Annotated in this window: 20 protein-coding genes; 6 read left to right on the top strand and 14 right to left on the bottom strand. The window is 62.0% G+C overall.

Annotated elements, in window-relative coordinates; translation table 11 throughout:
* The first annotated feature begins 67 nt into the window (after window positions 1–67).
* From Q322_RS0105085 to Q322_RS0105075, 3 genes are read left to right on the top strand one after another with little or no spacing between them, the layout of a single operon-like run.
* Window positions 68–1,267, top strand: a complete 1,200-nt coding sequence (locus tag Q322_RS0105085) for a glycosyltransferase family 1 protein (protein ID WP_029476583.1) — start codon at window positions 68–70, stop codon at window positions 1,265–1,267.
* Window positions 1,260–2,417: a UDP-galactopyranose mutase gene (glf, locus tag Q322_RS0105080; protein WP_034417648.1), complete on the top strand. Its 1,158-nt coding sequence runs from the start codon at window positions 1,260–1,262 to the stop codon at window positions 2,415–2,417. Before Q322_RS0105085 ends, glf begins: the two co-directional genes overlap by 8 nt.
* A gap of 52 nt (window positions 2,418–2,469) precedes the next feature.
* Window positions 2,470–2,979, top strand: a complete 510-nt coding sequence (locus Q322_RS0105075) for a hypothetical protein (protein ID WP_029476578.1) — start codon at window positions 2,470–2,472, stop codon at window positions 2,977–2,979.
* A 55-nt stretch (window positions 2,980–3,034) separates the two neighbouring features.
* On the opposite strand, the gene Q322_RS0105070 is transcribed toward Q322_RS0105075, so the two are convergent.
* The 11 genes from Q322_RS0105070 to Q322_RS0105015 all read right to left on the bottom strand — a co-directional run bounded on the left by Q322_RS0105070 (window position 3,035) and on the right by Q322_RS0105015 (window position 17,094).
* Entirely contained in the window at window positions 3,035–3,925 is an 891-nt protein-coding gene (locus tag Q322_RS0105070) for a DNA repair protein (RefSeq protein WP_156952894.1), read from the bottom strand.
* A gap of 112 nt (window positions 3,926–4,037) precedes the next feature.
* Window positions 4,038–4,913 carry an ABC transporter permease gene (locus tag Q322_RS0105065; protein WP_211248869.1) on the bottom strand — a complete coding sequence of 292 codons (876 nt, stop codon included), beginning with the start codon at window positions 4,911–4,913 and terminating at the stop codon, window positions 4,038–4,040.
* Window positions 4,910–5,860 carry an ABC transporter permease gene (locus tag Q322_RS0105060; RefSeq protein WP_029476572.1) on the bottom strand — a complete coding sequence of 317 codons (951 nt, stop codon included), beginning with the start codon at window positions 5,858–5,860 and terminating at the stop codon, window positions 4,910–4,912. Before Q322_RS0105060 ends, Q322_RS0105065 begins: the two co-directional genes overlap by 4 nt.
* 202 nt (window positions 5,861–6,062) lie before the next feature.
* Entirely contained in the window at window positions 6,063–6,848 is a 786-nt protein-coding gene (locus Q322_RS21565) for a glycoside hydrolase family 16 protein (protein ID WP_162176587.1), read from the bottom strand.
* Between the two features lie 141 nt (window positions 6,849–6,989).
* Entirely contained in the window at window positions 6,990–8,171 is a 1,182-nt protein-coding gene (locus Q322_RS0105050; RefSeq protein WP_084147801.1) for an acyltransferase family protein, read from the bottom strand.
* Window positions 8,168–9,442: a lipopolysaccharide biosynthesis protein gene (locus tag Q322_RS0105045; RefSeq protein WP_029476568.1), complete on the bottom strand. Its 1,275-nt coding sequence runs from the start codon at window positions 9,440–9,442 to the stop codon at window positions 8,168–8,170. Before Q322_RS0105045 ends, Q322_RS0105050 begins: the two co-directional genes overlap by 4 nt.
* Window positions 9,443–9,802: 360 nt before the next feature.
* A complete protein-coding gene (locus tag Q322_RS0105035) occupies window positions 9,803–11,569 on the bottom strand; it encodes a hypothetical protein (RefSeq protein WP_029476564.1) in 1,767 nt (588 codons plus the stop codon).
* A complete protein-coding gene (locus Q322_RS20625) occupies window positions 11,566–12,804 on the bottom strand; it encodes a glycosyltransferase family 2 protein (RefSeq protein WP_162176586.1) in 1,239 nt (412 codons plus the stop codon). Before Q322_RS20625 ends, Q322_RS0105035 begins: the two co-directional genes overlap by 4 nt.
* 137 nt (window positions 12,805–12,941) lie before the next feature.
* Complete coding sequence (locus Q322_RS24940; RefSeq protein WP_425388216.1) at window positions 12,942–13,901, bottom strand: glycosyltransferase family 2 protein; 960 nt, start codon at window positions 13,899–13,901, stop codon at window positions 12,942–12,944.
* Window positions 13,902–13,940: 39 nt separating this feature from the next.
* Window positions 13,941–14,897: a glycosyltransferase family 2 protein gene (locus tag Q322_RS0105025; RefSeq protein WP_245593144.1), complete on the bottom strand. Its 957-nt coding sequence runs from the start codon at window positions 14,895–14,897 to the stop codon at window positions 13,941–13,943.
* A gap of 667 nt (window positions 14,898–15,564) precedes the next feature.
* Window positions 15,565–17,094, bottom strand: coding sequence for an ABC transporter substrate-binding protein (locus Q322_RS0105015; protein WP_029476556.1), 1,530 nt, complete (start codon window positions 17,092–17,094; stop codon window positions 15,565–15,567).
* Between the two features lie 210 nt (window positions 17,095–17,304).
* On the opposite strand from Q322_RS0105015, the gene Q322_RS0105010 reads away from it, so the two are divergent.
* From Q322_RS0105010 to Q322_RS0105000, 3 genes are all read left to right on the top strand, one after another.
* A complete protein-coding gene (locus Q322_RS0105010) occupies window positions 17,305–18,471 on the top strand; it encodes an anhydro-N-acetylmuramic acid kinase (protein WP_245593143.1) in 1,167 nt (388 codons plus the stop codon).
* A 242-nt stretch (window positions 18,472–18,713) separates the two neighbouring features.
* A complete protein-coding gene (locus Q322_RS0105005) occupies window positions 18,714–18,917 on the top strand; it encodes a hypothetical protein (protein WP_029476554.1) in 204 nt (67 codons plus the stop codon).
* Between the two features lie 188 nt (window positions 18,918–19,105).
* Complete coding sequence (locus Q322_RS0105000) at window positions 19,106–20,098, top strand: tyrosine-type recombinase/integrase (protein ID WP_029476552.1); 993 nt, start codon at window positions 19,106–19,108, stop codon at window positions 20,096–20,098.
* 125 nt (window positions 20,099–20,223) lie between these two features.
* Here the strand turns inward: Q322_RS0105000 and Q322_RS23800 are convergent, their stop codons facing one another.
* From Q322_RS23800 to Q322_RS0104985, 3 genes are read right to left on the bottom strand one after another with little or no spacing between them, the layout of a single operon-like run.
* Window positions 20,224–21,258, bottom strand: a complete 1,035-nt coding sequence (locus Q322_RS23800; RefSeq protein ID WP_029476550.1) for an ABC transporter ATP-binding protein — start codon at window positions 21,256–21,258, stop codon at window positions 20,224–20,226.
* Entirely contained in the window at window positions 21,255–22,037 is a 783-nt protein-coding gene (locus tag Q322_RS0104990; protein ID WP_162176585.1) for an ABC transporter permease, read from the bottom strand. Before Q322_RS0104990 ends, Q322_RS23800 begins: the two co-directional genes overlap by 4 nt.
* Before the next feature lie 58 nt (window positions 22,038–22,095).
* Window positions 22,096–22,524, bottom strand: a complete 429-nt coding sequence (locus Q322_RS0104985) for a winged helix-turn-helix transcriptional regulator (protein ID WP_051668218.1) — start codon at window positions 22,522–22,524, stop codon at window positions 22,096–22,098.
* Window positions 22,525–22,613 lie beyond the last annotated feature (89 nt).

Genomic DNA, 22,613 nt, shown 5'->3' with positions numbered 1-22,613 from the left:
GCCCGCCGAGCCGTGGATTAACTGTCATCTTCTGTCGCCTCGTACACCCTGGGGGGGGAATTCCACCGTGTTACCACCGAATCAGTCCATCCGGCCCGGCGTGGCCACCACTCCCGCCCTGCTCGTGCTGGCCCATCTGCGCTGGGATTTCGTCTTTCAGCGGCCCCAGCACCTGATGACCCGTGCCGCCCGCGACCGCGCCGTGTACTACGTCGAGGAACCGATCTTTGGTGAGCGCCAAGATCACCTGAACTACCGCCGGGAAAGCTGCGGCGTGACGGTCTGCACGCCCCACATTCAATCGGGCCATTCGCCCGCCGAATCCCAGGCCCGTACCGCGCGCCTGCTGAGCGGGCTGGTGGAGGCCAAGGGCCTGCTGGACTACGACCTGTGGGTCTACACCCCGATGGAACTGCCCGTCACGGCGGGTCTGAGTCCGCGCGTGACGGTCTACGACTGCATGGACGAGCTGGCGAATTTCAAGGGTGCCCCGCCCGAGTTGCGGCGGCGCGAGAGCCAGTTGTTTGAGCGTGCCGGGGTGGTCTTCACCGGCGGCCAGCGGCTGTACGAGGCCAAATCCGAGCGCCATCCGAATGTTCACCCCTTCCCGTCCAGTGTGGAGGTTGGGCACTTCGCGCAGGCACGCGGCGGCCTGGGCGATCCGGCGGACCAGGCCACGCTGCCGCGCCCACGTCTGGGCTTTTATGGCGTGATCGACGAGCGTTTTGACACCGCCCTGATCGCCGAGGTGGCCCGCCGCCGCCCGGAGTGGCAGTTCGTGCTGGTCGGCCCAGTGGTCAAGATCGATCCCGCCGAATTGCCGCGTGCCGCCAACATCCACTATCTGGGCATGAAGGGCTACGCCGAGTTACCCGCGTATCTGGCCCACTGGGACGTGGCCCTGCTGCCGTTTGCGCGCAACGCCGCCACCGAGTTCATCAGCCCCACCAAGACGCCGGAGTACCTGGCGGCGGGCGTGGGCGTGGTGTCCACCGGCATCTGCGACGTGATCCGGCCCTACGGCGATCTGGAGCTGGCGCGCATCGCCGATGGTCCAGACGGCTTCGAGACGGCCTGCCAGGCAGTGCTGGACGAGGCGGGTACGGCTGCGGCGCGGCTGCGTCAGGAGCGGGCGGACCGCTACCTCAGCGCCCTGTCCTGGGACCACACCTGGGCGCAGATGGCCGGATTAATCGAGGACGCCGCCCCCACCGCCCATGCGCCGGCCCACGCATCTCACGTATTGCTGACAGGTTCCGATGACTGAAATTCCTGAACTGAATGACACGGCCTCTGCCGGTTTTGACTACCTGATCGTGGGTGCTGGCTTTGCTGGCAGCGTGCTGGCCGAACGGCTGGCGAGCGTGGGGCGGCGCGTGCTGCTCGTGGACCGCCGCCCCCATATCGGCGGCAACGCCTATGACCGCTACGACGACGCGGGCGTGCTGATCCACCCTTACGGCCCTCATATCTTCCACACCAACAGCGCCGATGTTTTTGCCTACCTGTCCCGCTTTACCGGGTGGCGGCCCTACCAGCACCGGGTCCTGGCCAGCGTGGACGGCCAGGAATTGCCCATTCCCATCAACCTCGACACCGTCAACCGCCTGTACGGCCTGAACCTGACCACCTTTCAGGTGGATGAGTTCTTCGCCTCAGTGGCCGAGCCGGTTGCACAGGTCCGCACCAGCGAGGACGTGGTAGTGGGCAAGGTGGGGCGCGACCTGTACAACAAGTTCTTCCGGGGCTACACCCGCAAGCAGTGGGGCCTGGACCCCAGTGAACTGGACGCCAGCGTCACCGCCCGCGTGCCCACCCGCACCAACCGCGATGACCGCTACTTCGCCGACACCCACCAGGCCATGCCGCTGCACGGCTATACCCGCATGTTTGAGGCGATGCTGCACAGACCGAACATCAAGGTCATGCTGAACACCGATTACCGCGAGATCGTGGACCTGATTCCGCACGGCCATCTGATCTACACCGGCCCGGTGGACGCCTTCTTCGATTATCAGTACGGCAAGTTGCCCTACCGCAGTCTGGAATTCCGGCATGAGACGCACGACACGGCGCAGTTTCAGCCTGTGGGGACCATCAATTACCCGAACGACTACGCCTACACCCGCGTCAGCGAGTTCAAGCACATCACCGGGCAGCGCCACGAGCGGACCAGTGTGGTTTACGAGTACCCGCAGGCGGAGGGCGATCCGTATTACCCGGTTCCGCGCCCCGAGAACGCCGAGCTGTATAAAAAGTACGAGGCACTGGCCAAGGCACAGCGGGACGTGACCTTCGTGGGCCGCCTGGCCACCTACAAGTATTACAACATGGACCAGGTGGTGGCCCAGGCGCTGGCAACCTTCAAGCGTTTGCAGGACCGTGAAGCGCAACGGACGAGTCTGGTGGAGGTGTAGATCGCGTCTTGAACTTTACCCGTCCATTTCCAATTCACCTCCAATCACGAATATGATCCGGCACCTGATCGTGAACTCGCTGCTGATTTCCCCGGCATTGGTTGCACGCGTGAGCATTCTGGATACAGACGTGAGCATCGAATTGCCCAGTGGGTTCGTGCCGATGCCAAGGGACGTGGTGAAGCTCAAATATTCGCGCGGCGGTCAGCCTCCCGTTCAGGTCTTTTCGACGCCTGGCCCGAACTGGGACGTGAATATCGCCGTCGCGCTGCGCGATTCAGCCCTGCCCGCCGGTGATCTGAATCCGTCCCGATTGACGCTGGAAAAGTCCGTCCAGGCGACGCCCGGTTTCCGCTGGGTCAAGCACGGCACCGAGAAGGTCGGAGGCCGCGAGTGGATCGTGCTGCAATTCTGGGTCGATGGACTGGACACGCCAATCTACAACCACCTGCGCGTGACCCGTCAGGGCGCAAAAACCCTCTTGGTGTCGGCCAACATGACCAAGGCTCAGCACCCCAGGTGGGCCAAAGTGCTGGACCAGACGATGCAGAGCATGAAGTAGGGCGGGAAAGAAAGCCAACGTCTCCCAGCCCCCTTTCCCCCAGGGCGGCCCCAGGTCAGCGCAGATCACTCCGCAGCAACTCGGCCATGCCCTTGACGGCGCGGTCCTGCATCCCCTTCAAATCGTCGGCGGTGGTTTTCTGAGCGGCCCGGACGGCGGCGAAATCGCGGGCATCGGCTCCGGTCAGGCGGGTTACATTGCTCTGGACGGTGAAATGCGTCTCCGGCAGGCTACTCAGATTGCGCTCGGCGTCCTTGTGGCGCGCACTCAAAAACGCTTGCAGCAGGCCGCCCTTGGCGCTGCGGTCCATCAACTCGCGTTGCAGGGCGCGGTCCTTGATGCCCTGAATGGCGTCCCAGGCAGCGTCGCCCAGCAGTTGGGGCGCGTTGACCGGCTGGGCGTACTCGGTGGTCGTGGTCTCCTGACCTTCCTCGGTGCGCCGCCAGATGCGCAGGAACAGGCCGCGTTCGGGGGTCCACAGCGTCTCGAAATCACGGGCGTCCTCAATCAGCACACGCAGTTGCGCCACGTTTTTGATCGGGGTGCGGTGGCCCTCGCCCAGCACGCTCCAGTCGCTCAGGCCATCGGCGTTCGGGGCGCTGAGGCTGGCGTAGCTGCGGGCCAGATGGTCGGCGTCCTCGCCCGTGCGCCCCACCAGGGTCTTACCCGCGAACAGCTGAATCTCGCCCGCATCGGTCAGCGCCGCGCGGTGCTCCAGGTGGTGCAGCCCGTGGCCCCAGCGGTCCAGCGCCTCCCGCAACAGGGCCGTCAGGCGGGCGTCGGCGGTGGCGGGTTCAGCCACCATCCCAGTTACGTCGGCGTCGATCTGGGCGGTGGTCAGCAGGCGCTGAAAACCCGTGGCATCGCTGGGCGTCGGGGCGGGCGTGTCCTTGCGGCGGCCTCCCGATTGGCGGCTGACGGATTGGCGGGCACTCGTTTCGCTCATACCGTAATTATAGAGGATCTGGGCGGCGGTGTCTGTGTGGCACGCGGTGGGGTGGGCCAGCACGGTCCTATGCACCACCTGAAATGCTCTCGCCCTAAGGGGCCAGAAATTCTCAGGTTTGCCCCCGCAGCCGGGGGTCCAGAATGTCCCGCAGGCTGTCGCCCAGCAGGTTGAAGCCCAGCGAGGCCAGCAGGATCGCCATGCCGCTGAATACGGCGGGCCACGGTTGCAGGGTCAAAAAGGTCCGCGCCTCCGAGAGCATCAGGCCCAGGCTGGGATTGGGGGGACGTGTGCCCAGGCCCAGAAAGGAGAGAGAGGCCTCCACCAGAATGGCCGTGGACAGCGCCAGCGAGGTCTGGACCAGCACCACCGCCACGATGTTGGGCAGGATGTGCCGGAAGACGATGCGGCTGTCGCTCGCGCCCAGGGCGTGCGCCGCGCTCACGTACTCGCTGCTTTTCAGGATCAGCGCCGGGCCGCGCAGCAGCCGCGCAAAGGTGGGGATGTACACCACGCCAATGGCCAGCGCCGTATTGAAGCTGCCCTGCCCCAGCACTGCCACCACCCCGATGGCGAGCAGAATCACCGGAAAGGCCAGCAGCACGTCCATCAGGCGCATCACGATGCGGTCAAACCAGCCGCCCAGGTAGGCCGCCAGAATCCCCAGCGTGCCGCCCACCAGCAGCGCCACGCCCACCGCGCCCACCGCCACCCCCAGCGAGGCGCGGTAGCCAAACAGGATGCGGGCCAGGGTGTCGCGCCCGAACTGATCGGTGCCCAGCAGGTGCCCCAGAGAAGGCCCGCCCAGCCGCCCCATGATGTCCTGCTCCAGCGGTCCCACCGGGGCGAGTTGTGTGGCGAACACGGCCATTATGGTCACCAGCAGCGTCAGCGACAGGCCGAACAGCCCCAGCGGACTGCGGACCAGCCGCGCCAGCAGGCCACCCGAGCGGCGGCGAACCGCAGGTGCAGAGGCGGCGGCGCTCACGAGTACTCCACGCGCGGATCAACCACGGCGTAGAGCAGGTCTACCACGAAATTGATCAGTACGAATCCGGCTGTCACGATCAGAATCGCCCCCTGGACCAGCGCGTAATTGCGCTCGTTGATGGCCCCCACCACCAGCCGCCCAAAGCCGGGAATGGCGAAGACCTGTTCCACCACGATGGCCCCGCCAAACAGGTAACCCGCCTGAATGCCCAGCACGGTCAGCAGCGGCACCATCGCGTTTCGCAGCGCGTGGCGGTACAGCACCCGCTGCTCGGTCAGCCCCTTGGAGCGGGCGGTGCGGATGAAATCCTGCCCCAGTACCTCCAGCAGCGAGGACCGCAGAATACGCACCAGTCCCGCCAGCATGGGCAGCGCCAGCGCGATGGTGGGCAGGATCATGCGCGACAGGTGCCCCGCCGGGTCCACGCTGAACGGCACGTAGCCGATGGTGGGCCAGTTCGGCGCGATCACAAAGGCCAGATAGATGAACAGCGTTCCCAGCCAGAAGGCGGGCGTGGTGATCCCGGCAATGGTCAAAAAGCGGATCATCTGTTCCACGCGGGAATTGCGCCACGCGGCGGTCAGGATGCCCAGCGGCACGGCCAGTACCGTGGCCAGGATCAGCGGCAGCACCGTCAGTTCCAGCGTGACCGGCAGCCGCGCCAGAATCTCGCCCGACACCGGCGCACCCGTCCACACGCTCTGGCCCAGATCGCCCCGGAAAGCGTCCGAGAGCCAGCCCACGTACTGCGTGAGGACCGGTTGGTCCAGCCCCAGCTTGCCGCGCAGCTCCGCGATCTGCTCCGGGGTCACCTCAGTGTTGGCCCCCAACAGGATCTGCACCGCGTCGCCCGGAATCAGTCGGATCATCAAGAAGACCAGCACCGAGACCCCGAACAGCACCACCACCAGATCGAGCAATCGACGCACGGCGTAATTCAGCATGGTTCACCCAGCATCTCGGTCCACCTCCAGAGGGGGCAATATGGGGACTCTCCAACCTGTTGTCAATAAGAGCGACGGCGGTTCAGGGCGTGGCAATTCAAAGCGCGTTTTAGAAGGGTCACCCTCAGAGTAGCCGATGACGGATTTGTAGCAGGTGTGGCGCACTGCCGGAGGATGGATGGCAGCGCCTTTTGTTCCGACTCTACAACGCCCGCCGCCAAGCACGAACCCAGTCTACTTGCATGGTCGTCTGTGCTGCCCAGAACGTGTCGGCGTTGGGACCACCGACCCAGTTGCCCGGCAAGTCCCGTCCGACCTCAACATTCAAAATTAGATAAAAGGGTGACTTCTGCGCCTTTAAGGCGTCTTTTCTCGTGATGCGTGCCTGCTCTATTCCATCGACAAAATAGATGATGTGCCGTGGCGTCCATGCTGCTCCGTAAATATGAAATCCGTCGCGCGGCCCCAATGGTTGCGCCGTTTTTGTTTCATGCTGCTCGCTGAGATCGTGGGGGTCGGTCCAGTGCACCGAAAACGAAACCTCTTCCGGTTGGCGTCCCCGGATTTCCATAATGTCAATTTCCGGCGGCCACCGCTCGTCTGCTGGCTTTCCCCAGAAGGCGCTCAGCAGGCCTGCACCGCGAGCCACGCGAATCCGCGCCTCGAAGTAGCCATACTCCTGCTGGAACTGACCTCGTGTATGAACTGCGGCCGTCGAGTACCGTTTCCGTCCCTCAGCGCAAACCGAATCGCTAGGAACATTTCCACTGGCCCTTAAAAGCAGTTGGCTGTTCCGTACGTTCACGTTGCGCGCCTCCACACAGCCGTCCGCCCACGCGTTCCCATTGTATCTGCCCCAGCCGTAACCGATGTTCCACTTCAACCGATCCAGCGTTGGAGTGTCGAATTCATCTTCAAAGGTCTGTACCCACAGACCTTTGGGCCCCTGTGGTTGAAGCCACCAGCGCCCAGGGGTGACAGTCAGCATAACGATCAAGAGAATAAGGCATGGAATGACCACGCGAATCAAACAATCAATTGCTCTTGCCCGTACGACGGGAGAGTACAAGATTGAAGGGTCAACAGTCATGATCTCGGTCCAAATAATGACGGCAAATGATACAAGCGATTATCGCATCCGTTTCGCAACCTGCTGGCCCCACCGCATAGCCGTCCGCTCCACGGTGTAATGAAACACAACGGACACTATAAATGTGAGGACAAGTGCGAGGCCCAGGATTCTGTCCAGCGGCCACCTTCCGTAGAGCAGATAAACACAGGTGAACAGCACGGTGCTATGCATCAGATACAAACTATACGAGATTTGACCCAGCAAGCGGAACACCGACACCTTGAGGATGCTGGCAACCCGAACTGAAAAAAGGCTGCACATGACGATGATCCCAGCACCGAAGAGGATTGGCCAGTCCTGAAATTCCCAGCCGGGAAGAATGAGGGCAATAGCGCGCCCATACAGGTAGAACAGGACGCCGCCGCCAGCCAGCCAAATCTTTTGCCGCCTGGTCAGGCGCTGGAAGGCGGCCTGCAAGTCATTGAGGTGACGCGCGATCAGAATTCCGACCACAAAAATGGAGAGGTAATGTAGGGTCAAAAAGTAGTCCACCCGACCTTCTGTCAAACGATGAAGTGTCATTCCGGTGATTGAAATAAACAGCGCCCCCATGAGATTGGCCCACAGAGGAAGTCGCAATACAGCTGCTACGACAAACGGGAAAATGATGGAGACACGCATCTCATGCACCAGAGACCAGATGGATGGATTAAACTGATCGTTATCGAAACTATTGAGCAGAAGAATGTGATTTACGACAGAATATGACGTAATTTGCCCTGTCCAAATTTGGTTGAACCAGTAACTGAGCGTAGAAATGCCATTGGTCGAACACAGGACCATCCCGTATATAGCAATGACGATTGCGAGCAGATACGGCAGATAAATTCGGAAGACGCGCTTCACAAGAAACTTTCGGAAGGGGATGTTGGCACCCCTGACGAAGGGCAAAGCGAGGACGAACCCGCTCAGCAGGAAAAATAAAATCACCGCTTCATGAGCAGCCGTCAGCGTGAATGCCGGGGTGTACTTGTACCACCGCACGTAACGCGCTATCTGCTCGAAAGGCCCTCCCCCTACCTCACCGAGAACCGGTATAACGTTCAGGAAGTGGCCAAAAACGACGCTGAGCGCAGCCAGCCCACGCATCGCGTCGAGCTGTTCAAAGCGCTGGCTGTCAAGAGAAGTTGGCAAGGCTTTTGCTGCTCTATCCGCCAAATGCATGACTTTGGTTGTCATGGGGACCAGCCCGCACCGTGCAGTACCTTTGGCAGCATGTACAGCGCCTCTGCTGTGTAGGCCAGCAGAAGACCGATTGAAAGGCCGGTCAGGCCGCCCAGGTGTCCGCCAAGCGCCGCCGCACACAGTTCGGTAACTCCACCGATAAGGACGACAACTGCCACATGGTTCAGGCGGCCCTGAATTCGTCCCAGCGCGATGTAGTGTGCCTTGACGATCACGGGGATCGAGGTCAGCGCCAGAATCCTCAGGCTGTCAGTGGCTTCAAGCCGATAGGTGGGGCCGAACATCCCAAGAAGCACGGGCGCAACTAGAACCAGAATCACAATACCGAAAGAGCAGGCCATGAAAGCCCACGTCAATGAGGACCGAAAACGTGTATGCAGGGCTGACGCATTGCCGGCATCCACAGCAGGAAGCACTGTGGCCAGTGCGTAGGGCACCATACCGACGAAGCCCGCCACCATCCAGGCTATGTAAAATCGGGCGTAGCTCCCAGAACTGAGTTGGCCTGCCACCAGCACAGGAAGAGCGAGGCCTGGAGCCTGCATGGCCAGGTTGAGTCCATGATGGCGGAGCCCTCGGTTGAACAGTTTGCTCATTCCCGGCCAGTCGGGCCTGGCCAGCAGGTGAAGGCGAGACGCCCAGGCCAGCCACCCCACGGCCACCATGGAAGCGACGTTCCCGGCCAGCCACGCGAAATAGACGGCCTGGTCGGTCGGAAATACCGAAACCAAACCGATCAAGAGGAGGGCGATGATTTTCACAGTCGCGGATAGACCGTTGCGCCACAACTGGAGATCGCCGCGCAACAACCCGATGATGGCCTGATCGAAAACGAGAGTGATTGTTGTGAAGACTATGCCACTTGCAAACAGCACGAAGTGTCCTGGACTGGCTGAAACCCAGGTAAACGCAGGGGCAAGATGCGGGAGCACCAGTGCAAAAGCTCCCGCAGCAAGCATCGAGACGACACCGCAAGTGATCAGGGCTGCACTCATCAGGCCCGCAGCCTCTGTTGGCCTGCTGGGAAGCTCGCTAATCAGGAGCGTGCCCAGACCCAGCATGGCCAAGGTGCTGATCAGCAACATGGCTGACACCACCGCCGAGCCAGCACCGACCAATTCGGCCGGTAGGAGGCGGGCCGCCGTCCACCAGAACACAAAGCCCAGTCCGGACGTAATGGCGCTGGTTCCGACAAGGCTCATGGCGTTGATGATCAAGCGGTCGCGGGCAGGCCGGAGGCGCGGGTTACTGTCCGTCGTGTTCATACGTCTCCTCCTGTACCTGTTTCTGACCGCTCCTACGGAACCCGTGGAAGTGCCCGGCAACCAACAACAGGGTTGCGCCCAGGATCAGGACTGAATGGGCAAAAACGGAACGCGGCCCGTACAGCAGTACCATCGACACTACGAAATCAACACTGAGGCTCACCAGAACCACCAGAGTCCAGGCGGCAGCAGCGCTCTTCATCCTCGCAACGGGTACGACAGCCAGTCCCGGGCCGACAGCGATCAGGGTCAACCAGATCACAAGATGTAAGAACGCAGGGAAATCAGAAATGAGTGTCAATCCAGCCGCAAGGCATATCCCCAGCAGAGCTACGGCCTGCGTGCGACCGGACAACACGGTTATTGCCTTCCCTCAGAGAGAGGGATTTCATAGATGACGGTCTGCTCCTTGCGGTAGAACACGCGGGCATCCGGGTCTTCACGGATAGACTGTGCGACGGAGTCAAATGCTCCCGGTGCCAGGAGCCTGAACTTCTTGCCGTACACCTTTTGGTCGTTCGAAATCACGAAATACACCGCTGGAGCGCCTGTATCGCGCCCGTATTGCAATACCCTGCGGTAGTCCTTCCCGGTCAGGACCCGATTTCTATCAAGTTGATCATCCACCAAGAACTGGTGATCGAATTCGGCGTAGTTTCCTTCCAGTTTCAGGGGAAAGTTGTTGATCGTCACTGTAGCAATAACGCTCTGAGGACGGGCGTGGGCGTACAGATATTGCGCAGCCCGAACGTCGTACGCCCCGACACGGTTGGTCAACTCGTTGCCGAATTGCGCGAAAAAGTATCCACAGAGCAGCACGGCCTGGAGCGCAAGCGCCGCCGCCGCCGAACGGTGGCCTGGTCGGGAGGCACCGGGCGAGAAGACTGCTGTGGCGGCCAGATAAGCCATAAACGGGAGTGAGAACAGATAGATGCGCAGCAGCATCTCGCCGCCGTAGGAGCCGAGCACCAGCATGGGAAAGGGGGTCAGTGCCAGCAGCACTGCCCGCCAGTCGAGTTGTTTCTGCCATAGACCCCTTAAACCCCCCAGGAAAGCCACTCCCCAAAGCAGCAGGGACATGACCCGGGTGATCGTCACGATCAGCAGATGATCCGCCGAATACTGATTGGTGCTGCTCACATTATGCTTAAGGTTCAGGCCCACACTGCCCAGCGAGGAGTACCAGTGGGAATACGCGGCCAGGTAGGGGCGCGCCATGAAGATGTCCCACAGCAGGGTACTGATGACCACCACCGCCAGCACAGGCCAGAGACGCCGCGAGCCAGCAACCATCAGGGCTATGAGTGCCGCCATCAACATGAACGGCGTGAGCTGGTGGCTTGCTGCGATAACCACCGCTGCAAGAATGACCGTCCCGTAAACGAGCCGATAGACCGTCCAGCCCTGCTCCTGTTCGGAGATTTTCAGGGGAGGTACAGCATGCGGTTGAATCCATGTGAGGCACGCGGCGATCACGAACAGAAAGAAGAGGTAGGCGAACGCCTGAGGGGCGAAATAATCCTGCGAGACCCAGTTTCCAAGGAAGAATAGCCAGACCGCCAGCCAGACCACATGTGCCTGACGGGTAAACGCCCGAAATATCAGCAACAGTGGGCCGACATAGAGCAGGTTAAAGGCCAGTGGGGCCCAGCGAGCTATTTCCTGGGCGTCGTGACTGCCAGACACGCGCACGAGTAACGCTGCGACGGCAAAAAAGCCTGGCCAATTGTGGTACGCGTCGATACTTGCGTCTACCGCGCCATTGCGGATGATGTAATCAACGACGCCGATATGCTTGTAAACCCAGGCAAATCGAGGGACGTCGTAAAGAATGGGCAGCGTCGCGTGCAGCATAAAGATCAGTGCGATGACATGCAGCAGCACGGTCCATTTATGTGGCGATCTCTGGCGGATGACGTGCCAAAAGCTCAAGGTCAGAAGAGATGGAGCGACGTAAAACAAAGGTGGCAGGGCCGAAACAAGACCGAGTTCGTCAATCCTGTTCAGTTCTACCAGGGGGAGAGACAATCTCCATAGTCCTAGGGACGCGGCCATCCAGACCAGTGGCAGATACGGCGCGTAGAGCTGCCCCCCAGCGCCTACTGTTTTTGAAGACAGGGCGCTCATCGTTCGGATTCTGGAATTTGCTTGAGATTGCGACCAGACCAGCGTACACAGCGAACCTGCCAGCAGCTCCGGGCGTAGGCAACTGGCCCGTACATCATGCCTCTGAACTCCAGACGGGTGAGTTCGGCAGGATAGGCTCCGCTTTTACGAACGTTCTTTTTCGATTTTGGGCTGAGGGCATACAGCATACCCACAGGCAGCTTGAGCAGTATCCGCCACAGGTGATATGGCCGGTCGAAGATGGTCTTCGTCAGGTAGGCAGTCAATCCTGCACCGTAGCTGTACATCTGACGCCGGAGCGCCTCGTACTGCTCGTGGTGTGCGTGATACAGAAAGGCAGCGGGCCGGTAGGCGATCTGGTGCCCCTCGGAGAGGAGACGCACGAAGAGGGCGAGTTCCTCTCCTCCCATGCCTGCTGTCCCTGCACCGAGCGCTGGATCGAATCCGCCAACCGCTTGGAGAACGTCCTTGCGGAAAGCGATGTTGGCACCCGAACCAAAGATCCCTGCCGCGTACGGATACAGACGGCTTGCCGGGCGGTGCTGATGCATATCGAATAGGTTAACCTCGAAGCCTTTATTGAATCCACCATACTGTTCAATCCATACCTGAGCCGACGTATCGAGGCGCATAGCAAGAATTGCGCCGGTCACGCAGCCCACCCGGTCACCAGCCCCGAATCCACGCGCAAGTTCCAGCAGCCAGTCCTTGTCCGGCTGCACGTCGTCATCGGTGATGGCCACGATTTCCCCCGAGGCCTGCATGACACCACAGTTGCGGGCATTCGACAGTCCCGGGGTGTCCTCACGGGCGTAACGCAGGCGGGGTTCACCCTCCTGCCTTGCACGGATCACCTGGAATGAGGACTCGTCGGCGGGCGCATTGTCTACCACGATCACTTCGTAATTGGGATAGTTCAGGCCAAGCAGGCTATCCAGTAATCGTGGCAACTGTTCTGGCCGGTTCCGGGTGGCCACGACAACGCTGACAAACGGTGCTTGGAGCAAAAATGCCCGCCGTTCTGATCGGCAGTGTGGTTCGCCGTGGTGCAGGATGCCCTCAATAGGAAGTTCGACCAGGCCGGCAAGACCATCATCCTCCAGATGCCTGTTGATGTCTGCCGAGAATGCTTGCCAGATCTGTAGCGAGAGATGCGCTTCGGTAAGCCCTTCTGGAGGCACCCTCACATCCAGTAATCCAAGCGGTTGACGGTGAAGCCGGATCAATGCCCGCACGGCTGGATAGCTCAGTCCCGTCGGGGACTCCGCTGGCATGAGCCTCGGGAGACGCTGGCTCAACTCAATTTCCATCACATGCAACGCCTCGAACGGAGGGGCCACAGGAGGCGACGCGGCCTCAACGGAAGGAGACGTCACCCTGTCATCCCTTCATCTTCGCCCAACGCGATGTGCGGGCGGGGTCCGGCGGACGGTTGGTAGGGGTGCACCTTTCCCACGAGGTAACCAGCGGCGGTGGCCGTGAAACCGAGCCAGATTGCCGCTCCCCGGGCCAGTCCCGTGATGTCCCCACGCGTCACATCACGCAAGCCTCTCAAAATGCCCCGCGGAAGCACGCGCAGAGTGTAGTTTCGTTCAGACGCGAGGGCAGGCCCCGAACCAACAAATCGGGCCACAGCACTTTTGGAATACCCTTCTGCCAAGCAGCGGGTCAAAAAATAATGCCAGTTGGCACGGGTGGTCGGGACACGGTGATGAACCACAGCACGTGGATCGTACAGCCAGAATCCACCGACAGACGCAGCAGCCGTCCGAATACAGAATTCGGTTTCTTCCCCTCCCAGTGGCACGCTGGCAATACGACCAAGTGAAACGCGAAACCCACCTGCTTCGCTGGCCACTGCTCGCCTGGTCGACATACTCGCTCCGATAACGTTCCGCACTGGCGAGGGTGTATCTGGCATTCCAGCATACGTACAACCCACGACCCATAAAAACTCTGGCGGGAACCAGCGGGGCTGGCCACCGTCCCACCGAGGCTCGATTCTGCCTCCTACGCCCAGAACCGCCGGATCGTCATATCCGGACAATAAACCTCGGAGCCAAGAAGGATTGGCCACGGCATCGTCATCAAGGAAGACCACGACGTCGCCTGTGGTACTTTGCAACCCGGTATTCCTCGCACCCGACAGACCCCTGCGCTGCGAATTAGGCATAACAGTCGCGCCTGCCAGAGCAATTTTGGCCTTCTCCAGCAGGTCCGGGTTGTGGTCTATGACGACGATAATTTCCTGTGCGGCAACTGTCTGCCTCTGCACAGACTGAACAGCGGCTTGCAAGTCATCCCATCGGCGCTCGCTGTACGCGCAGATCACGACTGAGGCGGACAGGACTGCCTTCACAAGGTAACCGTGTTAAGACGTCGGAGCAGAGGAGGCGTCGGCATCTTGAATGGGCGCTATCCGCTTCATAAAACGCTCTCGCAAGATGAGTCTAAAAATTCGCCAACCGTCACGGACGGCGTGAAGATTGCTCGTGCCGTGAATGCGTTCGTGCTCAAAGCTGTGTATCTCGACGATCTTCAGTCTGGCCTTGAGGGCGCGAATGCCCATCAGCGTCTCAATTTCAAAGCCGTTACAATCCAGGTCAAGCTTCGGCAGAACTGAGCGCCAGAACGCGTTGTAACCGTAACACAGGTCAGAGTAGCGTCCGCCGAACAATATCCGTACAGCCATGGTGATGCAGGCATTCCCGCCATTGCGAATACGCGAAATGTCGCTTGAACCAGCGCCTTGCAGGAACCGCGATCCCTTGACAAAATCGGCACCCGAGCGCAGATGGCGCACGAAGTTACCGATTTCGCCCGGATCGGTACTGCCATCAGCATCGATCATGACGATGATATCGCCCGTGGCTGCTGCGAACCCTTCACGCAGCGCATTGCCTTTACCACGGCCAGATTGCTTGACGATGCGGATATGGGGCAACAATGCCCTGGCAACATCCACCGTATTATCCTTTGAGTTTCCATCCACCAGAATGACCTCATCAACCCAGGCGGGAATTAAGGGCAGGACGTGTGGCAGGTTCCGTGCTTCGTTCATCGCAGGCACCACCACGGTTGTGGTCGGTCGGTGGATCGGCGTCATGACCTGAGGGACGAACGACAACGGTGATTTAGAGACGGTCACGGTGATGAGACTCCTTTCGATCCGCAGTAGTGCGTAATCGTAATCATTATTTCTTTTTCGATGGTTAAGGTCATTCTGCATGAGCAAATTGAGCACCGTAGCAGGGTCTGACGAGATGCCGACTAATGTAAAACTTATCACATGTTTAGTTAGATGCAAATATAGTGAGTGCGCCTTCATGTAACCCTTCGAAGGACGGATGGAGAGGCTGCTTTATGCGCGCTGGTAGCGGTTTTTTGACTGACTCCGGTTGCCTGCGCTCATACTCTGACGTTCAGGTGGTTCCTCGCTTCCACCATTCAACTCCACCGTTCGCATGTCGGCAAATCTCTAAATTTACGTGTGGCACATGCATTTTTCGGCAGGCTATGCACGGATCAGCGCTCCGGGCGTGTTTTAGCTGTGCCGCAGAGGCGATATACGGTTCTTTCCAGCACTTTCAGGAGGACGCCACATAGAAAGCGTTCAACGGCGGGTGAACCTGTGTCATGGGGCAGCCGGGTCTTGAGCTGGACCATAGATCTTGTTAAGAAACTGGCTGGACAACAGGATTTTGTGGTGCGGCCTCTCCGCTGGGTGGTGGAGCGGACCTTCGCGCGGAAAACCCGCTGCCGCCGGTTGGGCCGAGGTGACGAGGAGCTGCCCCAAATGACAGATACGTGGTTCTGCATCGCTAACATCCGGCTCATGCTGTGCCGCTTGGAACATGTGACCTGACCCGTTGAAATATACCCTCAGGGTTTCATCGCCGCAGAAATTTTGTTTGTTTCTTCAGTTGGGCAGCGCTGGGAGGGCGCTGTATGTTCACATTCCGAATTGTCGACAGCACTGCCAATTCAAATCAGAATCAGCGGTCCAGCCACGTCGTCTTGAGGCTGCTCAGCGAGCGCGTCGGGTTGGGCGCAAAGCCCTTGACGTTGGCGCGGGCCGCCGAGAACAGCGTGCCGTAGGCCAGGAACTGGATCGGACCCCGGCAGGCCAGCGACTTCTGAAGCTGCGCGTAGGTACGCACGCGGCTGCCGTTGCTGGTGGCACTGCGGCCCTCTTCGAGCAGTTTGTCCACCGCCGGATCGGCGTACTTGAAGACGTTGGTGGAGCCGCCCGAGATCAGGCCCCGGTACAGGTGGCCGTCGGGGTCCACCGAGCCGCCGTTCAGGGACACGAAGGCGTCGAAGTTGGAGTTGCGCCAGTTCTGCACGAAGCTGCCGAATTCCTGCACGTCCACCTTGGCCCGGAACCCCGCCTTGGCGAGCTGCGCCTGCAACACCTGCGCCGAGTCCGAGACGGTCTTGACGGTGGAAAAAGTCAGGATCGAGAAATCCACGCCGTTGGGATAACCCGCCTGTTTCAGCAACTCCCTGGCTTTTGCGGCGTTGTTGGTGTAGCACGCGAAATTCTCGGTGGGCGTGGCATACGACTTCAGCACGGGCGGCAGCGGTCCGGCGGGAACGGCGTCGCCGAAATACACGCCCTGGACCAGTTCGGGGCGGTTAATGGCATAATTCAGCGCCTCGCGCACGCGCGGATCATTGAAGGGTTTGCGGGTCACGTTGACGCCCATCAGGCTGTAGGCCAGGTCCTGGGATTTGAGCAGTTGCACGCCGGGCGCACCCTTGAGCGTGGCGGCCACGCTGGCGTCGATGTTGGGCAGGAATTGATAGGTGCCGCTCTGGAGACCGATCTGGCGGGTGGAGGCGTCCGGCACGATGTTGAACTTCAGGGCGTCCAGGTATGGCTGGCCCTTGCCCCAGTAGCTGGCGTTCCTGGACAGTTCGATAAAGGTATCCGGCACCCACTGCTTGAAGGCGAAGGGACCGGTGCCGACGGCGCTCCGTTGCAGATTGCCGCCGCCCTCCACGTACTTTTTATCCACGATGGAAATGGTGGCCACCTCGCTCAGAAACGGCGCGAAGGGCTTGGAGAGAACGAAGGTGACTTCCAGCGGTCCCGTCGCCTTGATGTCGCCCACCGAGCTGAGGCGGCTGGCCAGGGGTGAGGCGGTCTTGGGGTCCTTCACGCGGTCCATCGAGAACACCACGTCCTGCGCGCTCAGGGCGTCGCCGTTGTGGAACTTGACGCCGGAGCGCAGCGTGAACACGTATTTGAGGCCGTCGGCACTTTTGGTGTACTTGCTGGCGAGGAGCGGCCTGATCTTGAGGGCGGGATCGATGTCCAGCAGGCCCTCGTAAATCTGCCCGGTGACCACAAAGGTTGAAAAGGCCGTCGCGATATGCGGGTCCAGGCCCACTGGCGATTGATCGACAGCCAGTTGCAGCGTGCCGCCGCGTTCCACCGTTTGCGCGTCCGCCGGGGCGGCGACCAGCAGGGTCAGGGTCAGGGCAGCCGTCAAAAACGAGTTCACGGGATTTCTCTTCATGGCGTCTCCTGGCCTGCGGGGCAGGCAGTGCGGAACAGAGCAGAGGTATTGAGACGTGAATGTGACCACTTCACTGTAGCTGGTCCGCATCTGGTATGCAAGTGGTCTATAGTGCGGTCATGCAGACGAGTGAGCGACGGGGACGGGTGCGGCGGTGCTGAGGCGGGTCACCCTTGTTGCTGTGGCACGGAAGCCAGGCGGAGGTCAGGCGTGAGCCGCGCCCCCCGCCTGCTGGGGCTGATGAACGGCACCAGCGTGGACGGCATCGACGCCGTGCTGATTGAACTTCCGGGCTGGCCCGCTGTGGGTGCGGGGGGCCGCCCGCCCGAATTGGCCGGAGCCGCGCCGCGCGCGAAGGTGCTGGAACACCACTACACTCCCTTTGCTGATGATCTGCGCGCCGCTTTGCTGGCCGCCAACCGCGACGAGGCGAAGACCAGTGAGATCACCCAGCTTCATTTCTGGCTGGGGGAAGCGCTGGCCGACGCTGCCGCCGAACTCTCCGGCGGTGCGGATCTCATTGCCAGCCACGGGCAGACCGTCCACCACATTCCCGCGCCCGACGAGACGCGCGGCTGGCACACCCGCTCCACCCTCCAGATCGGCGAGGCGTCGGTGATCGTGGAGCGCACTGGCAAGCCGGTCGTCTCGGACTTCCGCCCGCCCGACATGGTGGCCGGGGGGCAGGGCGCGCCGCTGGTGCCCTTCGCGGACCGGCTGATGTACGCCGAATCGGGCGTCAAGCGGGCGATCCACAACCTGGGCGGCATCAGCAACCTGACCTATCTGCCGGGGTTGGACGAGGCGGGGGTGATCGCCTTCGACACCGGCCCGGCCAACGCGCTGATCGACGAGGCCGCCGAGCTGTTCCGCCAGCGATTCGACGACGGCGGGCGCATGGGCGCGAATGGGTATGTGGCCGATACTCTTATAGAAACGTGGCGGCAGGACGCTTATCTGGCGGCTCCGCCACCCAAATCCACCGGACGCGAACGCTGGAATCTGCAAAGGCTGCCCGGCGTCTTCGAGCTGAACGCCCACGACATCGCCGCCACCGTGACGGCCTTCAGCGCGCAGACGGTGGTGGACGCCTACGAGCGATTTATCGTGCCCCACGGCCTCGACGAGATCGTGGTGGCAGGTGGCGGCGCGTACAATCCCACCTTTATGGCGCAGCTCAGGGCGGCCCTCGCCCCCATCCCGGTGCTGACTTTCGAGGAACGCGGCTGGAATTCCAGCGCGCGGGAGGCGGCGGCATTTGCCATCCTGGGGTATTACGCGTACCAGGGCTGGCGCAACACGCTGCCACACACGACGGGGGCGCGCCATGCGGTGATCGCCGGGAAACTGTCGCGGCCAGCGGAAGAGGGCGGCTGATACAGATTGCGGCTAAAGTGCCAGCTTTCACCCGAGTGGAAGGAGAAGCAAGAAACACGCGTCGCGTGGAATGGAAGAACAATCTGGCACGGGCGTGTCCTGCGGGCAGAACTCGGCGACGGCCAGCGTGAGCTTGATAAAGCCCTCGTGGTATCCGGGCGCAGCCGCCCACAGGACATGATGGGGCCGCGGCGAAGGCAGGCGATCCGGGCCTAGCGGGGAAGGGGACCAGGCACAGTGCCGTGGAGACCACAGATTTGCAGGCCATCGCCGAACAGTTCGCTGCGGCGCTGAGCGTCAAGAGTATCTATGGCCACGTTCTCGCGTCGCCGCCTGGCACGCTGGAGGCCGGGGCCAGGGGGCTGGCCCAGCAGGAGGCGTGCAGCGATTCACTGACTGACGCGCCGGACCGCCGCGCGCTGGACGAGCACCTGATGCTGAGCTGAGTTGGCGCGTCTTCGGCGCGTCAGCAGAGCTCCTGGCTGCCCTGGAATTGCAGTCGATCGTTTGAATAGTTCATTCCGCATTTCTCTGATCTAATGCTTCTTAGGCAAGAGAACGGCTAGAATGGCGGAGTGAACCTGCGTCGACCCACCACCATCACCCTCTGGAGCCGGCCTGTGGATGGCCGTCGATGACGCTGGAGGTCTACCGGGGTGATCTGCTGTCCCGCACCCGCGAATGGACGGGGCTGCACGACGACGAGTTGCGCCGCCGCGCGGTCCGGGCCGCTGCCGACAAGGACGCCCCGGCCCTGGTATCGCTGACCGTCGCGTATCTGGCCCACGGCGGCGGCAGCGGCGTGCTGACCAGCCCACGCACGGTGGAGGCCTACGCGCTGGGCGTGCGGCAGTACGTGGAACATGCCGCCGCGCAGGCCGTGGGACTCCTGCGGCCCGGACGCCACGACGCGCAGGGCTACGTGAACGCCATGCTGGCGGCGGGGCGCAAACCCGCCGGGGTGGGCCTGAAAGTGGCGGCGGCCAGTTGCCTGTACCGCGCTCTGCGCTGGGCGGGGGCATCCGAGGCCGATCCTTTTGGGGACGTGCGCGTGCCCCGCGACCCCACCCCCGGCATCGTCAAACGCCCACCCTACTCCGAGGACGAGCTGGCCGACGTGATCGAATGTGCCGATGTGCTGGCCAAATTCTTGCTGTTCCTGACCGCCCACGCCGGTCTGCGGATCAGCGAGGCGCTGGCCCTGGAGTGGGCTGATCTGGACGAGACGACCCGCAGAATAAGCGTGCGCTCCGGCAAGGGACGCAAGGGGCGAATCGTCGCCATGAGCAGCAGCCTGGGCCGCGCGACCCGGCAGTACCGCGCGCTGTACGCCCCCGGCGGCCCGGACCACGGCGGCGGCAAGCGCACCACGCCCGCCGAGCGGGTCTTCCGCTACGCCAGCGTGATGACCGCGCGCTATCACATCGAGAAAGCGTTCAGGGCGGCGGGCGTCCGCTTCCGGGGCTTCCATCCGGGGCGCAAGTACGCCGGGACGCGCCTGCTGCGGCAGATCAAGGACTTTGGACGGGTAGCCGCGCACCTGGGCCACGCTTCGGTGGACACCACCCGCAAGGGCTACGCGCAACTGGCGGCAGATGACCTCAAGGACGATCTGGCGGGATGGTAATGGGGATGGTCCTAGGACCCCTCGGAAACGGTTAGAGGCCCCTTCCCGGCGGTCCTGTGAGGACGGAATTTCTGGAGCCTGACCGGAGAAGTTCGCCATGGCCGTGAACGCACGGGAAGTCCACATCAAGCCAGAGACTCGGGAACCGTCCAGCACGCTTCGGGCGGCACATGCAATGCCAGCGTCTCCCCCACTGTTGCTTTTATGGAAGGCGCAGCGTGCCAGATAAGAGGCCAACCGTTCACCTCCAGTTCGTAGTTCCGGAAGGTGCCGCCGAACGACGCGCCGCGAACCCGAGCGCGGAACGAGTTGGAGGCAGTCTCTCCCAACTCCAGCGCCTCCGGGCGAAAGGTCAGCGTGACCGGGCCGCTGTGCTGACGCGGCGTGACGAAGGGGCCGAGGGCGGTCTGTACGGTAGAGCCATGTTGCTGGCCCACAATGAAATTCTGGCCGCCGAAGAACCGCGCCACACTCAGGCCCGCGGGCCGCAGGAAGAAGTCTTCCGGCTCGCCCACCTGCCGCAGGCGTCCGGCTTCCAGAAAGCCGATGCGCCCGGCCACCGCCAGCGCTTCCTCCTGATCGTGGGTGACGAGCAGCAGCGTGGTCCCAGCCTGCCGCTGCAACTCCACCACCCAGCGCCGCATCTCCCGGCGCAGCGGCGCGTCCAGGGCGCTGAACGGCTCGTCCAGCAGCAGCACCTTCGGGTCCGTCATCAGCGCCCGTGCCAGCGCCACCCGCTGCTCCTGGCCGCCCGAAAGCTGATGTGGCAGGCGTTTGCCGAAGCCGCCCAGGCCCGTCTGAGACAGCATCTTTTCTACTCTGGGGGCCACCTCTCTGGCGGATGCGCCACGCAGGTTCAGGCCGAAAGACAGGTTCCTCTCCACATTCAGGTGCGGAAACAGCAGGGGTTGCTGAAAGACCAGCCCGATCTCGCGTTTCTCGGCAGGAACGCTGAGAATGCTCTTTCCGTCCACCTGCACGTCACCGCTCTGGGCCTCTTCCAGCCCGGCGATGACGCGCAGCAGCGTGCTCTTGCCACTCCCCGATGCCCCCAGCAGGACGAAGCGTTCACCCGAAACAAGGTCCAGATCGATGTGTTCGAGGACCGCTGGACCGTCCGCATACACCTTGCCTAGTCCGGTGATGCTCAGGCGGCTCAAGTGCGCCAGCCCTGCACGCGCGGCGCGATGACGGCGAACACAGCCAGTGTGGGCGCGATATACAGCAGGCTCAGTGCCCCCGTGATGGCGTAATCGCCGCCCTGCACGGCGGAAAACAGCAGCAGCGGCAGCGTCAGCACCTGCCCGCCGCCCACGATCAAGGTCAGCAGATACTCGCTCCAGGAGACCAGAAACGCGAACAGCAGGCTGACCAGCACGCCGGGCAGGATCACGGGCAGGGTCACGCGCCAGAAGACCTGAGAGCGGCTGGCCCCCAGCGTGCGGGCCGCCCCTTCCAGCCGCGCGTCGTAGCCGCCGAAGACGCCGCCCAGCAGCACCACTGCGTAGGGAACCACCGGAATCAGGTGCGCCAGCACCACGCCGGGGCGGGTGTCGGCCAGTCCCAGACGGATAAAGATCACCTGAATGCCCATCACGCTGGCGAAGGACGGCAGCACCAGGGGCGCGAGCAGCAGCGCCGAGAGCAACCCTTTTACCCGCACCGTACCCAAACTGAGTGCCCGCGCCGCCGGAAGCGCGATGGCCGTGCCCAGAACAGCCGTCACCGACGCCACCCACAGGCTGCCCCACAGGGCCGTCCATACCTGCGAGGTGGGAGAAAACACCGACTGCCACGCCCGCACACTCCACTCGGAAGGCCACAGGGCCGGGAAATACCAGCGCCCGGCGAAGGACCACACCGCCAACAGCACCACGGGCAGCAGCGCCGAGACACCCAGTCCCAGCGTCAGGGTGGATTTGAGAAGGGTCCGGCTCACCACAGGCCGCCGAATTCACCGTCTATCACGTTGTCCAGAAGGGTAGCACGGTCCAGACTCAATCGGCGTCGCCATGTTCCTGCGCCGCGCGCTGCGCGAAGGCCCGCCGCGCGGCCTCGATGTCCTCGCGGTAATGCTCGGCCCAGTGCCACACACCGCAGAACGCCGCACTGAGGCTTCGGCCCAGTTCGGTCAGCTCGTAGTCCACTTTTGGCGGAATCACCGGGTAAACCGTGCGCGTCAGCAGGCCGCCCTCCTCCATCTGGCGCAGGGTCTTGGTCAGCATCTTCTGGCTGATGCCGCCCACCAGTATTCCCAGCCGCGTGAAGCGCACCCGGCCATTCTCCTCCAGCGTTTCCAGAATGAGCATGGTCCACTTGTCGGCCACCCGCCCGATGATCTCGCGCACCAGGGCATCCAGCTCCGGGTCCGAACGTTCGGGCGGCACACCATAAGCCGAGGTGAAGTCCAGTTTTTCTGCTGTCACACAACACTCTCCAGTAGGTAAGTATAGAACTCTATGGTGCTTACTTCCTATTCAACCGCAATAAGTCTAGCATCGGGGCAAGGAGATCA

This window comes from Deinococcus frigens DSM 12807 (genome assembly GCF_000701425.1).
In the GTDB taxonomy this organism is placed as follows: domain Bacteria; phylum Deinococcota; class Deinococci; order Deinococcales; family Deinococcaceae; genus Deinococcus; species Deinococcus frigens.
The sequence above is the reverse complement of the archived record's forward strand: the minus strand, read 5'-3'. Positions and strand labels throughout refer to the sequence as shown.

Bases quoted from the DNA above. Each gene is read 5' to 3' on its own strand.
- glf (WP_034417648.1), top strand. From the start codon at position 1,260: ATGACTGAAATTCCTGAACTGAATGACACGGCCTCTGCCGGTTTTGAC.
- Q322_RS0105075 (WP_029476578.1), top strand. From the start codon at position 2,470: ATGATCCGGCACCTGATCGTGAACTCGCTGCTGATTTCCCCGGCATTG.
- Q322_RS0105070 (WP_156952894.1), bottom strand. From the start codon at position 3,925: ATGAGCGAAACGAGTGCCCGCCAATCCGTCAGCCGCCAATCGGGAGGC.
- Q322_RS0105060 (WP_029476572.1), bottom strand. From the start codon at position 5,860: ATGCTGAATTACGCCGTGCGTCGATTGCTCGATCTGGTGGTGGTGCTG.
- Q322_RS21565 (WP_162176587.1), bottom strand. From the start codon at position 6,848: ATGCTGACTGTCACCCCTGGGCGCTGGTGGCTTCAACCACAGGGGCCC.
- Q322_RS0105050 (WP_084147801.1), bottom strand. From the start codon at position 8,171: ATGACAACCAAAGTCATGCATTTGGCGGATAGAGCAGCAAAAGCCTTG.
- Q322_RS0105045 (WP_029476568.1), bottom strand. From the start codon at position 9,442: ATGAACACGACGGACAGTAACCCGCGCCTCCGGCCTGCCCGCGACCGC.
- Q322_RS0105035 (WP_029476564.1), bottom strand. From the start codon at position 11,569: ATGAGCGCCCTGTCTTCAAAAACAGTAGGCGCTGGGGGGCAGCTCTAC.
- Q322_RS0105025 (WP_245593144.1), bottom strand. From the start codon at position 14,897: ATGAAGGCGCACTCACTATATTTGCATCTAACTAAACATGTGATAAGT.
- Q322_RS0105015 (WP_029476556.1), bottom strand. From the start codon at position 17,094: ATGAAGAGAAATCCCGTGAACTCGTTTTTGACGGCTGCCCTGACCCTG.
- Q322_RS0105000 (WP_029476552.1), top strand. From the start codon at position 19,106: ATGACGCTGGAGGTCTACCGGGGTGATCTGCTGTCCCGCACCCGCGAA.